The 14337-nt window shown below is 68.8% G+C and carries 9 protein-coding genes and 1 pseudogene; 7 read left to right on the plus strand and 3 right to left on the minus strand.

Going from position 1 to position 14337, the window contains the following annotated elements; all coding sequences use genetic code 11:
- Window positions 1–135: 135 nt before the first annotated feature.
- Together rph and IG99_RS45985 are read right to left on the minus strand one after the other, a co-directional pair.
- Window positions 136–2733, minus strand: a complete 2598-nt coding sequence (gene rph / locus IG99_RS27275) for a rifamycin-inactivating phosphotransferase (protein ID WP_037678131.1) — start codon at window positions 2731–2733, stop codon at window positions 136–138.
- A gap of 499 nt (window positions 2734–3232) precedes the next feature.
- Window positions 3233–3631, minus strand: a complete 399-nt coding sequence (locus IG99_RS45985) for a substrate-binding domain-containing protein (RefSeq protein ID WP_078947929.1) — start codon at window positions 3629–3631, stop codon at window positions 3233–3235.
- Window positions 3632–4207: 576 nt separating this feature from the next.
- On the opposite strand from IG99_RS45985, the gene IG99_RS27280 reads away from it, so the two are divergent.
- The 7 genes from IG99_RS27280 (at window position 4208) to IG99_RS27305 (ending at window position 13422) form a co-directional block, all read left to right on the plus strand.
- Window positions 4208–5095: a rhamnogalacturonan acetylesterase gene (locus IG99_RS27280; RefSeq protein WP_051865929.1), complete on the plus strand. Its 888-nt coding sequence runs from the start codon at window positions 4208–4210 to the stop codon at window positions 5093–5095.
- 37 nt (window positions 5096–5132) lie between these two features.
- Window positions 5133–6143 carry a pectinesterase family protein gene (locus IG99_RS27285; protein WP_051865930.1) on the plus strand — a complete coding sequence of 337 codons (1011 nt, stop codon included), beginning with the start codon at window positions 5133–5135 and terminating at the stop codon, window positions 6141–6143.
- A gap of 247 nt (window positions 6144–6390) precedes the next feature.
- Window positions 6391–6564: a hypothetical protein gene (locus IG99_RS52040; protein WP_158973246.1), complete on the plus strand. Its 174-nt coding sequence runs from the start codon at window positions 6391–6393 to the stop codon at window positions 6562–6564.
- Between the two features lie 218 nt (window positions 6565–6782).
- A complete protein-coding gene (locus IG99_RS27290) occupies window positions 6783–7298 on the plus strand; it encodes an extracellular solute-binding protein (protein ID WP_037678080.1) in 516 nt (171 codons plus the stop codon).
- Window positions 7299–7356: 58 nt separating this feature from the next.
- Window positions 7357–8436, plus strand: coding sequence for a LacI family DNA-binding transcriptional regulator (locus IG99_RS27295; protein WP_037678140.1), 1080 nt, complete (start codon window positions 7357–7359; stop codon window positions 8434–8436).
- Between the two features lie 139 nt (window positions 8437–8575).
- Window positions 8576–11185 (plus strand): carbohydrate-binding protein, encoded by a 2610-nt coding sequence (locus IG99_RS27300; protein WP_234311968.1) that lies wholly within the window; start codon window positions 8576–8578, stop codon window positions 11183–11185.
- A gap of 101 nt (window positions 11186–11286) precedes the next feature.
- Complete coding sequence (locus IG99_RS27305; RefSeq protein ID WP_037678083.1) at window positions 11287–13422, plus strand: alpha-galactosidase; 2136 nt, start codon at window positions 11287–11289, stop codon at window positions 13420–13422.
- Between the two features lie 54 nt (window positions 13423–13476).
- Here the strand turns inward: IG99_RS27305 and IG99_RS52045 are convergent.
- A pseudogene (locus IG99_RS52045) lies at window positions 13477–14136 on the minus strand (IS5 family transposase); the annotation flags it as partial.
- Window positions 14137–14337: the final 201 nt, after the last annotated feature.

The raw sequence follows: 14337 nt of genomic DNA on the forward strand, positions 1-14337 counted from the left end.
TCCGAAGAGCAAGCGAGGGTCCTCGTCCTCGTCCGGGTCAAGGTCTTCCCAGGGGACCTTGGACCAGGCACGGGCCGTGTCCCGTATCCAGTCGCCCAGATTCCAGCTATGGGTGGGGCCTCTTGGTATGGTCGGTCAAGGCAGGATCTCGACGTACCCGTCGGTTCCGTGCACGCGGATGCGCTGCCCGTCCCGGATCAACCGGGTGGCCCGGTCCACGCCCACGACGGCCGGCAAGCCGTACTCCCGGGCGATCACTGCGCCATGGGTCATCAGGCCTCCCACCTCCGTCACCAGGCCCGCGATGCCGACGAACAGTGGCGACCAGCTGGGGTCCGTGAAGGTCGTGATCAGGATGTCACCCGCTTCGAGATCGGCCTCCCCCATGTCAAGGATGACGCGGGCCCTTCCCTCGACGGTCCCGGCGGAAACCGGTAGGCCGATCAAGGCGCCGTCCGGCACGTCGTCGCGCCGGTACGCACCGGTGACGGCCTCACCATCCGATGTGAGCACCCGGGGCGGTGTGAGCGCGTGGTAGGACCGGAACGCGTCTTTGCGCTGCTGGATGAGCTGGTCATCCACCTGACCCGAGCGCACTGCGTCGTGGAGTTCCTGGAACGTGAGGTAGAAGATGTCCTCCTTCGCAGGAAGCACGTCGGCCCGCACGAGGCGCTCGGCCTCCTCCAGCAGGGCCTGCTTGTAGACGAAGTAGCGGCTGACGATGCCGTACTTCGGGTACTCCCGGTACCCGATGAAGGCTCGGACTTGGTCGATCATCCGCTTGGTTTCGGCGGCTTTCCGGTCCCCGTTCGGCAGGGCCCGCAAGCGTGACAGCACGTCATGTTCCTTCTGCTGCGCCTTCTGCCGCCCTTGCTCGAAGCGCCGCTCGGCGGCGCCCGGTTCGAAGATCCTGACGTTGTCGAGGATCACGGGCACGAGCGTGGTGGGGCGCTCGCGCCAACGGGGCCTCGTGATGTCGATCTCGCCGACGCAGCGCATGCCGTACCGGTCGAGGTAGGCCTCTATGGCGTCGCGCGCTTCGGTCCCTCCCGCGAGCTTGGCCAGCTCGTCCAGGAAGCCCTCGTCCTCGACGTCCTGCAGGAATGCCACCACCTCCGGATGCGGGCGGATCACGTCCGCGACGTCGAGCAGCGCCAGTCCCATCTCCGACGTGATGTTGTCGGGGGCAGAGAGTGTCAGCGTGTCAGCCGCGTTCTTCTCGCCCAGCCACTCCCGCAGCTTGTCGTTGAGCCACCACGTGGCCTCCATCCCCGCCATGATCGCCTGCAGGTTCAGCGGATCACCGAGCACTCGCTTGTGCTCCTCGAAGGCCTCCAGCAGGAAGTCGAACAGCGCCGGTCCGTTCTTCGTCCGGATGTCGCGCTCCAGGGCGGCGATGGACGCCTGGTTGCGCTCGATCAGCTCGGTGACGATGGCGGGATGGGTCTCGGTCGGGGCGGACGCGCCGCTGTCCGGTGGCCCGCCGGTACCCGCATCCGGGAGCGACGGGACGAAATCGTCGCGGTCGAGGACGGTCTCCAGAGCGTCCCTGATCAGCGGATCGCCTCTCCCCATGACGTCCAGGAGGCCGGCGCGGCTCGCCGGCGAGGCCAGGCGCCGGGTGACGTCGACGAACAGCCTCCCGCCGGCCTCGTGCATCGGCACCATGGCCGTCAGCTGCCACATCGACAGCCCCAAGGGCTTCATGGGGTCGGTCATCATCTGCCCGTGACCAACGGAGACGTAGACGTGATTGTCCCGGTCGCCGGTCTCGGGGATGGGGTACAGCGTCGTGATCGGCCGGCTCTGAACGATCTGGAAGCCGTCATCGACCAGGCACCATTCGATGTCCTGCGGGCGGCCGAAATGCGCTTCGATCCGCCGCCCGAGCTGCACGAGCCGCAGAACCTGCGCATCCGTCAGCGCCGGCTGCTCCTGCCGCTGCGCGTCGATCGCCACTTCCTGCGTACCGCCGGCAGGCACGGCGTGAACGGCACGCTGTTTGGCGGCAATCGCCTTGGCGACGACTACGTCGTCCCGCACCTTGAAGACGTCCGGGTTCACCAGGCCGGAGACCAGGGCCTCACCGAGGCCGAAGCCGGCGTCCACGGTGGCAACCGTCCGGTTGCCCGTGACCGGGTCGGCCGTGAACAGGATGCCGGCCGCATGCGGGAAGACCATCTGCTGCACGACCACGGCCATGTGGACCGTACGGTGGTCGATGCCGTTCCGCTCGCGGTAGGTCACGGCCCGCTCGGTGAACAGCGAAGCCCAGCACCGTTTGACGTGGTGGAGGATCGCCGTCGGCCCCACGACGTTCAGGTACGTGTCCTGCTGGCCGGCGAAGGAGGCCGTCGGCGAGTCCTCTGCCGTCGCGCTGGATCGGACGGCGTAGGCGGCTTGCTCGCCGAGCTGGGCGAGTGCGCGGGTGATCGCGGCCGCGAGATCGCCCGGGATGGCAATCCCTTCGATGGTCCGACGGATCTGCGCGCTGAGCGTGCGGATCGACTCCCGGTCGTCCGGGTTCAAGCGCGACAGCTGATCGAGCTGATCGTCGAGTGACGGCGCTTCCGCCATGATCCGCCGGAAGGCGTTCGTCGTCACGCAAAAGCCACCCGGCACGCGGATGCCTTCGATCCGCGACAGCCCGCCCAGGTGCGCGCCCTTGCCGCCAACGACCGCGACCTGCGTCTCGTCAACCTCTTGGAGATCCAGCACGTACGGCTCGCTCATCGCGATGCCCCCGAGGCAGTCGTGCTCCGTTGCACTGCGGTGGACGACCGAATCACCGACGCCTCCCACTCTGTCGAACCTCTTGTCGAGCATGTCCTCATCCTTGGTTTGCCTTTCCCCATGACACCGCACGGCTGGTCCCACCCCTGGTTCGACGTCCCAACGTCCCCCGTACGTCGACAACCACACACGCAGTCGTGCCCCCATGCGCGTAGGTTGTGGCCTCGGCCGACGATTCTGTGCCGTGACCCGGGTCTTGCGGCAAGCCCTCCATCGCGCTATACGTTGAGAGTGGCAAGGAGAGAGCTCTCCTTGCCTTTGTCTTGTGCCGCCCCTTGCCTCGGTCGGGCATGGCGGACCTGGGAGCGCGGCGCCTTTCGAGGCCGGTTACGACCAGGCCGAGGGCTGGCAGCGAGTGATGCGTCGACACGGGCCGCCCCGCGGGGTGCAGCGCGGGCAGAGCCCGGATGACATCGACGCGGCCCGCGGCGCAGTGAAGTCACTCCTGGAGGCCGGCGCTGATGGCCGCCGCCCCGGACGCGCCGTCGCCCATATGCGCACCCCGGCTTGACATTTTGGCCGGGTCAGGTCTTCTCACCCGTCCTTTCCGGGCCGCCGGAGCGGACGTCCTGGCCATCAGTTGGTCGTCGAAACCGAGGACGGAGATCCGCTGGGGCACCTCGATCCGGGCCTTGCGCAGGGTCGAAATGACGGATGCGGCCAGTTCGTCCTGCTCGGCGAAGATGGCCGTGGGCGGTTCGCGAGAGGTCCTGAACGAATGTGGATGGGCCGTGACTCGAACTGGATGACTCGGTTGCTTGGGTGCGAGGAAGCGTGATGATCCCCAAGCGTGACTGGCCGACGAACAACTGCTGAAACGTTGTCCTTGACGGTTCATCGACAACTACCTACGCTCGCTGATGTGGGAGCGTTCCCACACCCAGCGCGAATCGCTCTGCTCACGCCCTCCCCCCGGCACCGCCTTCCCTTCCCCCACATGGAGGTCATGGTGACCGACGCATCTGAGTTCCCCTGCCCTGTGGCGTGCCGACGGTGCACGCGTCACCCGCCGGCGCCGGACCCCGCTGCCGGTCGGATGTGAGAGACGCCCGCTGAACACCGCAGCGGGTTGGACAGCCTCCGTTCCCAGCCGACGGGAGCGCATGGGCGACTCGTCCCGATGGAGTCCCGGAGCGGCCCACCCGGGCGGCTGCAGTGCCTCGCGCTGGGGCCTGTCCCGACCGGCGGAGCCTCAAGCGGTACCAGCGTTGTTCGACAGGCCCCCGCTCCGGCCGCTCCATGAACCTCCAATTCGGAGAGGGGGCGCGTAGTGGCCCGCAGGGGGAGCCGGTCTGCCGACCGAGCGGGTCCAGCTCCGGAGTTCCGTGTCCTGGCCCGCCGCGGCCTACGCCCTGTTCGTCCTGTTCGGTATGAAAGAACGTCTCCGGCAGTCCGCCTCAGGAACGGAGGAAGCATGCTCTTACGACGGCCGATGTTGCACCGGTTCACCAGTCGACGGGCGGTCATGCGTGTCGCGCTCACCAGCATCGCGGCAGCCTCGTCGATCACCGTAGCGTCCGGTGGGGCCGCGCCCGCTTCAGCGGCGACTGCCGTTCATATCTATGTCGCGGGAGACTCCACCGCCTCCACCTACGACTCTTCGAAAGCCCCCCGGGCCGGCTGGGGCCAGGCGCTGCCGGTGTTCCTCACCTCCGGTGTGGAGACAGTGAACGCGGCCCAGTCCGGGGCCAGTTCAAAGAGCTTTGCCGATACGGGCCGCCTCGACCGCATCCTGGCCGTGATCAAGCGTGGTGACCTTCTACTCGTCTCGTTCGGACACAACGACGAAAAGTCCGACGACCCCTCCCGGTACACCGACCCGTCGACCACGTACAAGTGGTACCTCTCCCAGTACATCGACAAGAGCCGGGCCAAGGGAGCGGTCCCGGTGCTGGTCACGCCCGTGGAGCGGCGTCACTTCAACAGCGCGGGGGTCATTTCCCCGTCACATGGCGCCTACCCGGCGGCCATGCGCGAACTGGCCGCGGCCAAAGGCGTACCACTGCTCGACCTGACCGCCTCCAGCACCGCTCTGTGGAACCGGGCAGGCGTGGAGGGAACGAAGAAGCACTTCATGATCCTCAAAGCAGGGCAGTACCCGAACTACCCCAACGGCAGCCAGGACAACACGCATTTCCAGGCCCTCGGCGCGATCGAGGTCGCCCGACTCGTCGCTACCGCCATGCGCAACCAGGGCGTCCTGCCGGCCGCCGATTTCCGGCGGCTCACCGACCCCGTTCCCACCAGCGCGATCGTGTGGCCGTCGGCCGCACCGGCCCGAGGACTACCGGCCTCTCGCTGACGCGCGACCTCCCCGAAGAACGACGAAAGGGCCACTCATGCACCCGCTGGGTAAGCGCCGCACCTCTGTAGTCGCCGGCGCCCTCGCCGCCTTACCGCTGACTGCGCTCGGGCTGACCGCCCCGGCGGACGCCGCCACCACCATCACGGTGGCCAGTGACGGCTCCGGGAACTACACCACCGTCCAGGCCGCGATCGCGGCAGCTCCGTCCGGCGCGATCATCAAGATCAAACCGGGCACGTACCGCGGCCAGGTGTCCATTCCGTCGAGTAAATCGGGCATCACCCTGCAGGGCACGACCGGGACTGCGACGGACGTCGTGATCACCGGCAACGCTCCCGCGTCCACCGCCGGAACCGCGGGCAGCGCGACCGTACTCAACATGGCCAAGAACACCACGGTCAACGGTGTGACGATCGCCAACACGTACGACCGGCACGACAGTCAGGCACTGGCCCTGTACGCCGGCGGTGACCGGCAGGTCTACCGCAACGTGCGCCTGCTGGGTTACCAGGACACGTTCCTGTCGTGGGGCGGTACCGGCGCTTCCCAGGTCCGCCAGTACGTCTACAAGAGCTACATCGAGGGCGCCGTCGACTTCATCTACGGCAACGGGGCCCTGGTCGTCGACTCCACGACCATCCGCTCACTGGACCGCGGCAGCGGCAAGATCGGCTACATCACCGCAGCGGCCACCAATGCCGGTAACCGGTACGGCATCCTGATCACCCGGTCGACACTGGTGAGTTCGGGCGCGGCGCGGACCGTCGCCCTGGGACGCTGCTGGCACGCCGGCGGGGCGGCCGACGCGATCGGTCAGGTGCTGGTTCGCGACTCGACGCTGGGGGCGCAGATGCTTCAAGCCGGAGCCTGGCAGGACATGGGCGGCTTCTCCTGGAAGACTTGCCGGTTCAGTGAATACAACAACAGGGGCCCCGGAGTCAGCGCGGGAACCACCGACCGCCCCTTGATCAGTGCCGGGACTGCCGCGAACTACACCTCGCAGAAGTACCTGGCCGGAAACGACGGCTGGAATCCCGTGCAGTAGATGTCGGCGTTCGCCGTGACCGTTCGTTCTTCTCGAGTGCTGCGAATTCCGTGCACGTTCACAGGAAGAAGGGAAAGCGGTGCCGCCGTCCGTTGCGTTCCCGAGACCAGGACGGGGCGCCTGGGGCGAAGACCGCGACCCCGGAACGGGGGAGGGACAGGCACCCGCCGGTGCCCCCTCCCCGTGTGTGCCGCAGCGGAGTGGACCTCGACGCGGTCGCCCGCGAGGTGAGTGAGTCTGGGCGGCCATGAACGAGGCGACGAGGTCAGGGGCGACACCGGCGGAGGTGTCGGTGAACGTCCGGCCGATGGCCACCGCCGGGTTCGAGGAGGACGTGGAGGAGGTGGACCAGTACGCGGCGCCCCGTGAGCGAGTTCTCGGGGTGCCGACTGGAAAAATCCGGTCACGGTCCATTGACTGAACACTATGTTAACGATAACACTCTCTCTCGCGTCGCTGGAGCATCCGCCGTTGTACGTGATGACGCTCCGCCACAGCCGTCGGCGAGGCCCACGCTCGCCGAGATGCTGACTGCCTAGAGATTCCCACTTCAATGCCTCGCCGCCCCTGACGAGCCGCCCGACGGAGCGTAGATGTGATCGATAACATTCCCTATGGTCACGGTGCCTTCCCTGCCGGGTGCCCAACGGGGCGTCGCTGCCGCAGGTGCCGGCCCGCAAGCAGGTGGCCGTGGTGTGGGACGGCAGCTGGGACCTCAACGCTTACCAGAGCTCGATGAAGGCCAGCTTCGGCGTCGCCGAGCTGCCCAGTGGCCCGGTGGGGAAGGGCACGGTGTACAACGGGCTCAGCAACGCCCTGTACACCGGCAGCAAGCACCCCAAGGAGGCGTGGGAACTGGTGAAGTGGCTCGGGTCGCAGGAGTCCCAGAAGATCATCGTCTCCGAGGGGTCGGTGTGGCCGGGCATTCCCACGCTCAACAAGGACTACGTGGCCGTGTGGAGGCAGCGGGGCGTCGACGTCAGCGCCTTCTCCAAGGAGGCCGAGGGCACGACGATCGGCTACCCGCTGACCACGTCCTCGGCGACGTACAACGTCAAGGTGCAGGACGCGGTCAACCAGGTGTGGCTGCGTCAGCAGACCCCGAACACGGCCGCCGACTCCGTCAATGAGGCGTCCAACCGGGCGATCAAGTAGCCGGCCCGGAACCGCCGACAAACCTCCCGCCCCCACCGTCCGCCAGGAGTCCATGACCATGCAGAAGCCCACCCCGGACCGTCCCGGCGAGGCACCCTCCGAGCAGGGTGGCGACCGGCACCGCTCGGTCAGCATCTGGGACGTCGCCAAGGTGGCGGGGGTCTCCCACCAGACCGTCTCCCGTGTGGTCAACGGCAGCCCGAGAGTGAAGAAGGCAACCCGGGACCGAGTGCTGGAGGTCATCGACGAGCTGGGCTACAAGCCCAACCGTCTGGCCCGGGCGCTGGCCGGGGGAGTGGTGCGCTCGGTGACGGTGCTCACCTCGGACACCACCCTGTACGGGGCCTCCCTCGCCCTGCGGGGCATAGAGGAGGCGGCCCGGGCGGCGGACTTCGCGGTGTCGGTCAGCGTCCTGGACGACAGCTCCCCGCTGACGCCCGACGACGTCGCCGGCCGGCTGGCCCGGCCCGGGGAACCCGTCCTGGTGATCGCCTTCAACGCGGCCGGCGAACGGGCCTGGCGTGCGCTGCCCGCCGACTTCCCCGCAGCCGCGGTGGTGGAGCGGCCGCAGGAGGAGCACGCCGGCGGCCGGCCGGAAGCCTGGCTCGACGACCGGGCTGCGGCCGCCCAGGCCACCCGGTACCTGCTCGGCCTCGGCCACCACACCGTCCACTACATGACCATCCCGTCCTCGACGACCCGGGTCGGGCAGCGCGCCGAGGGCTGGCGGGACGCGCTCACCGCCGCCGGTCACCCCGCCCCCGAGCCGCTGGACGGCGGCTGGAGCCCGCGATCCGGGTATCTGGCCGCCCGCAGGGTGGTCGCCGATCCGCAGGTCACCGCCGTGCTGTGCGGCAACGACGATCTCGCACTCGGTGTGCTGCGGGCGGCCCGGGAGGCGGGCCGGGACGTGCCGGGCGACCTCAGCATCATGGGCTTCGACGACGCACCGTACGCGGCGTACACCCACCCCACTCTGACCACCGTACGACTGGACTTCGAAGGGCTGGGCCGCGGCGCCTTCGGGATGCTGCACCGGCTGCTCGACCCGGAGAACGCCCCTGTGCTCCCGCTGTGGGCCGAACCGGAACTGATCGTCCGCGAGAGCACCGGTCCGGCGCCACACCGGACCGCCTGACCGCCCCGCCGGAGCCTTCGTGGCTCCGGCGGCCAAAAAAATATTCCGTACCGCTTCCGTCCGCGGGGGATGTGAGCGATAACATCCCGTCCACCGATCCGCCCTCCCGCAGCGCCGCGGGGGAGAAAGCCAGGTTTCGATGTCCCTCCCCACCCGCACCCCGGGCGCCGCGCCACCCGGCCGCAGAGCCCACCTCGCCAGAGCAATGCTGGCCTGCGCCGTCGTCGTCGGCACCGCCCTCGCCGTACCCCAGACGGCACAGGCCGCCACGCAGACCTTCACCGTCGACCTCGGCACGACCACCGGCACCGTCCTGCGCGGCTCGAACGGCGCCCTCTACGGACAGAGCGACGACGGCGTCCCCAGCGACAACCTGCTGGCGCCCCTGAAGCTGACCACCGGATCACAGAAGCCCCCGGGCGGCGCCCAGCACCCCAACGGCGACATCCTGGCAGTGGCCCCGTCGTTCTTCCGCAACGGCGGCGGCACGATGTACACCAACATCCAGGACGAGTACTCCGGCTGGCCTTACCAGAACCTCGGCATGACCGACTACCTCACCAAGGTCGACGCCGCGGTCAACGCGATCAAGGCGACGTCGTACGCGGACAAGGTGGTCTTCGTCCCCTTCAACGAGCCCGACGGCAACTGGTACACCGGCATCAAGAGCTCCGACGCCACGACCTACCAGAACGCCCTCACCAAGTTCGAGTCCGACTGGAGCACCGTCTACAACCGGATCCAGACCGACCTGCCCGGCGCGAAGATAGGCGGGCCGAACACGATCAGCTTCAGCAGCAAGTTCTTCGGCGACTTCCTGACCTACGCGAAGGCGCACAACCAGCTGCCGGACGTGGTCACCTGGCACGAACTGAGCCCCAGCTCCCTCTCCTCCTACCGCACCAACTACTCCACCTACCGCTCCCTGGAGAGCGCCCGCGGTATCAGCCCCATCGCCATCAACATCGACGAGTACGCCAACCGGCGCGACCTGTCGGTGCCCGGGCAGATGGTGCAGTGGGCCGCGATGTTCGAGGACACCAAGGTCTACGGTCAGCAGCCCTACTGGGACGTGGCCGGCAACATGGACGGCAACACGGTCCGCACCAACAGCCCCAACGGCGGGTGGTGGTTCTGGCACTGGTACGCCGGGATGACCGGGCAGACGGTCAAGGCGACGCCGCCACAGGTCGACGTGCGGGACACGCTCCAGGGCATGGCCTCGCTCGACACCTCCCGCAAGCAGGCCCAGGTGGTCCTCGGCGGGTCGGCCACCGACACCAACGTGATGATCAACAACATCCCGTCCGCCACCTTCGGCAGCAAGGTCGAGGTCACCGTCCAGGCCCTGGACTGGAGCGGCTACGACGGCGCGTCCGCGCCGCCGCAGACCATCTCCCGCACCGCCTTCACCCCCTCCAGCGGTTCCATCACCGTCCCGCTGACCGGCCTGAACGCCATGTCCGCCTACCGCATCACGGTCACCCCGAACGGCGGCGGCACCGCCGCCACGCCCACCGTGCCGTGGAGCGCCTCGTACGAGGCCGAGAACGCCGCCATCACCAGCGGAACGATCAGCAACGAGGGCAGCAGCAGCGCGGCCCAGAATTACGCGGCTTCCGGCACCAAGGACGTCACCGGCCTGAACCAGTCGACCAGCCAGGTGGTCTTCACGGTGAACGCCCCGTCGTCCGCCACGTACAACCTGCGCGTCTTCTACGGCAACCAGTCCGGCACCCCGGCGCAGCAGGCGCTGCGGATCGACGGCGCCAACCCCAAGTGGGTGACCTACGCGTCCACCCTCAACAACGAGTACCGCTCGACTGTCACCATGCCGGTGACGCTGAGCGCGGGCAGCCACACGATCTCACTGGCCAAGTCCGACGCCACCCTGGGCACCGGCACCGGTGACGTCACCCTGGACAAGATCGACCTGACGGCCGCCCCGAGCAGTCCGGAGAACGTCTACGAGGCCACGTTCGCCGACAACGGCGGCAGCCCGTCGTACTCGTACAGCGACATCGGCGAGACGGGCACCGGCGCCGTCGTCCTGGGCGCCGGGGGCAGCACCACCTTCGACGCCTACGCGCCCACCGACGGCTACTACACGGTCAAGACCGACTACGCCTCGTCCGGCGGCAGCGCCGCCCTGTCCCTGAACGGCACCACCGTGGCCACCTTGGCCAACACCAGCGGCGCCTCGTCCACCGCGAGCAACCGCCTGTACCTGATCGCCGGCATCAACCGGATCGCGGTCAGCCCGAACACGGGCGCCTCGGTCACCCTGCGGGACCTGAAGGTGGGCGGCTCCGGTGACACCACCGGCGTCAGCAAGTACGAGGCCGAGGCCGGCACCCTCGCCGGCGCGGCCAGGATCCAGTCGAACGTGTGGACCTCCGGCGGAAAGGACGTCGGCTACGTCGGCAACGGCAGCGCCAACACCCTCACCTTCGGCAACGTCAGCGCCCCCGCCGCCGGCCGGTACGCCGTCGTGATCCACTACGCGAACAACGACCGGGCCGGCACCGGCAACTACAACACCAACATCGAGTCCCGCAAAGCGCAGCTGACCGTGAACGGAGGCACCCCGACCACGTTGACCTTCCGCAACACCTACAGCTGGAGCGACTTCTGGGCGCTCGGCACCACCGTCAACCTCAGCTCCGGGACCAACACCCTGAAGATCTCCAACTCCACTGCCTACGCACCCGACATCGACTACGTCGAGGTCGCCCCCGTGAACGGCTGACCGTTCACCCCAGGGGCCGCCGCCCGGCGGCGGCCCCTGTCCTTCGCCGCGTGCCGCGGCACGTTCCCGCCGCCCGACCGCCACCAGCCCGAAAGGCCGCCATGCCGAGCATCGCCCACGACCCCGAGCACCGGCTGTGGGTCCTGTCCGGACCCGGCTCCAGCTACGTGCTGCACCTCGACGACGCCGACCGACTGCGCGGCCTGCACTGGGGACCCCGCCTCACCCTCGAACAGGCCGTCTCCCTGCTCCGCTACCCGGAGCCCGGCCGCCGCTCCTTCGAGGACGGCGCCGACGGCACCCTCGACCTCGACACCGCCGGAGCCATGCGCTACGCCCACGCGGGCGTCCAGGTCCGCTTCCCGGACGGCGTGCGCGACCTCGAACCACAGCCGACCGGCGAAGAGTCGCTGCACCACGAGGACGGCACGGAACTGGTGCTGCGCTTCGCCGACCGGCACTACCCGCTCACCCTGGAGGCCCACTACCGCCTGCGCGCCGACACCGATGTCATCGAGCGCCACCTCGTCCTGCGCCACACCGGCACCGAGGCCGACGGCGCGATCACGATCGTCCGCGCCGACTCCGCCACCTGGGTCCTGCCCCGGCTGGGCGAGTACCGCCTGAGCCAGGTACGGGGGCAGTGGTGCGCCGAGACCCAGCTGAACCGGACCCCGCTGCCCTACGGCGAGACCGTCCTCACCAGCCGCCGCGGCACCACCGGCCACCAGTCCAACCCGTGGGCCATGATCGACGACGGCGGAGCCGACGAGGTCCACGGTGCCGTCTGGTCGTGCGCCCTCGCCTGGAGCGGCAGCTGGCGGCTGACCGCCGAGCGCATGCCCACCGAACGGGTCACCCTGTCCGCGGGCTTCGGCCACGACCCGGTCACCTGGAAGCTCCTGCCGGGCGAGGAACTGGCCACCCCGGTCTGCGCGGGCGCGTACACGGAGGGCGGCTTCGGCGCGGCATCCCGTCTGTGGCACCGGCACGTCCTGAACCACGTGCTGCCGCACCCGGAAGAGATACGGCCGGTGCTCTACAACTCCTGGGAGGCGACCGAGTTCGACATCGAGCTCACCGGTCAGATCGCGTTGGCCGAGAAGGCGGCTGCGCTCGGTGCCGAGCTCTTCGTCATGGACGACGGCTGGTTCGGCGCCCGCACCCACGACGCCGCCGGACTCGGCGACTGGACCCCCAGCCCCGACCGCTTCCCCGACGGCCTCACCCCCCTGATCGACCGGGTCCACGACCTCGGTATGCGCTTCGGCCTGTGGGTCGAGCCCGAGATGGTCAACCCCGACAGCGACCTGTACCGCGCCCACCCCGACTGGGTGCTCCACCACCCGCACCGCCGCCGCACCGAGCACCGCAACCAACTGGTGCTCAACCTCGCCCGCCCCGACGTCGCCGCATGGCTGCACGGCCGACTCGACGAACTGCTGTCCAAGAACGCCATCGACTTCCTCAAGTGGGACATGAACCGCCCCTTCTCCGAGGCCGGCTGGCCCGACGCGGACGGGGATCCCGACCGGCTGTGGATCAAGCACGTGCGCAACCTCTACACCCTGCTCGACCGGTTGCGAGCCGACCATCCACACCTGCGCATCGAGTCGTGCAGCAGCGGCGGAGGCCGACTGGACCTCGGCATTCTTGCCCACACCGACCAGGTGTGGACCTCCGACAACACCGACGCTGTGGACCGCGTCGAGATACAGCACGGCTTCTCTCAGCTCTACCCCGCCCGGATCATGGGCGCCTGGGTCACCGACAGCCCCAACCCCTACACCGGGCGCAGCGTGCCCCTCGACTTCCGCTTCCACGTCGCCATGAACGGCGTACTGGGGATCGGGGGCGACCTGAGCCGGTGGAGCCCAGCCGAAATGGACCGGGCAGCAGAACACGTGGCCGCCTACAAGCGCGTACGACACCTCGTACAGCTCGGCGAGCAGCACCGGCTGCGGCCCCGCGACGGGGGAGAGCTGAGCGCGGTGCAGTACCTGGCACCCGACGGCAGGGAAACCGCCGTGATAGCTCTCAGAACGGCGCGGCGCTTCGGCCGCGACGACCCGGCCCTGCCACTGCGCGCCCTCGAGCCCTCGGCACGGTATCGGGATGCCGCCACCGGAGTACTGCATCATGGCGCCGTCCTGCTCACACACGGCCTGCCCTTGGAGCTCGACGCGGACGACCACGCGTCGATTCTCGTCCATCTGATACGCGACTCCACCCCGTAGCGGACTTCGAACGCCTCGGGACTGACGCGAGACTGACGCTGCCTTGTGGGAGGTGGCCGTCTTGTCGTATCTGGTGGCGATGCCAGGGCAGCCCTTGAGCTGGTCGAAGCTGCGCTCGACGACGTTGCGCCGGCGGTAGATCTGCCGGTCGAATGCCGGTGGCCTGCCTCCGTGGCGGCCGCGGGAGCCGCGGGAGCTGTAGGCATTGTCGGCGACGATCTGGTCGGGTCTGCGGCGGGGCCGGCCCTTGCCGGTTCGCGGGACGCGGATGCGTTCCAGTAGGGGGCGTGCACAGATGCTGTCGTGGCGTTGGCCTGGGGTCAACAGGATGGCGAGGGGACGGCCGCGGCCGTCGCAGGCGAGGTGGACTTGGGTGGTCGGTCCGTCTCGGGATCGGCCGAGGGCGTGATCGTCCGGTTAGTTCGGCCGGTTGATCCCCCTCTTCGTCCCGTCGCGGCGGCGTGCTGGTGGGCGCGGACGATGGTGGAGTCGATCTGGACGAGCCGGTCGACATCGCCGGCCGCGTCCGCGCGGGCGTGGATCTGCTGGAAAGCTCGGGTGAACGCCGTCCAGGGCGTAGCGGAGGAAGCAGGTGCAGACCGTCTTCCACGGTCCGTAGCGTTCCGGCAGGTCGCGCCAGGAAATCCCGGTCCGGATCTTGTAGACCATCCCGTTGAGACGTAGGTGGTCCACCGGCGGCTGCCGCGGCTCCAGGCGTACTGGCGTACGCCGACGGCGAACCGCGTGGTCGGTGCGCCCTGCGTCCTGGAGGTGGCACCGACCTGGCCGGTACCGAGCAGGGACATGCCCAGGCCCGCTGCTCCGACCGCGCTGAGGATCAGGAAGGTATGCCGTCGCGTCGTCATGGAATGACTCCTTGGATGCGCTGGGGGAACGTGCGGATGCAGTTCGGCC

This window comes from Streptomyces griseus subsp. griseus, assembly GCF_000720255.1.
Lineage (GTDB): Bacteria > Actinomycetota > Actinomycetes > Streptomycetales > Streptomycetaceae > Streptomyces > Streptomyces griseus_I.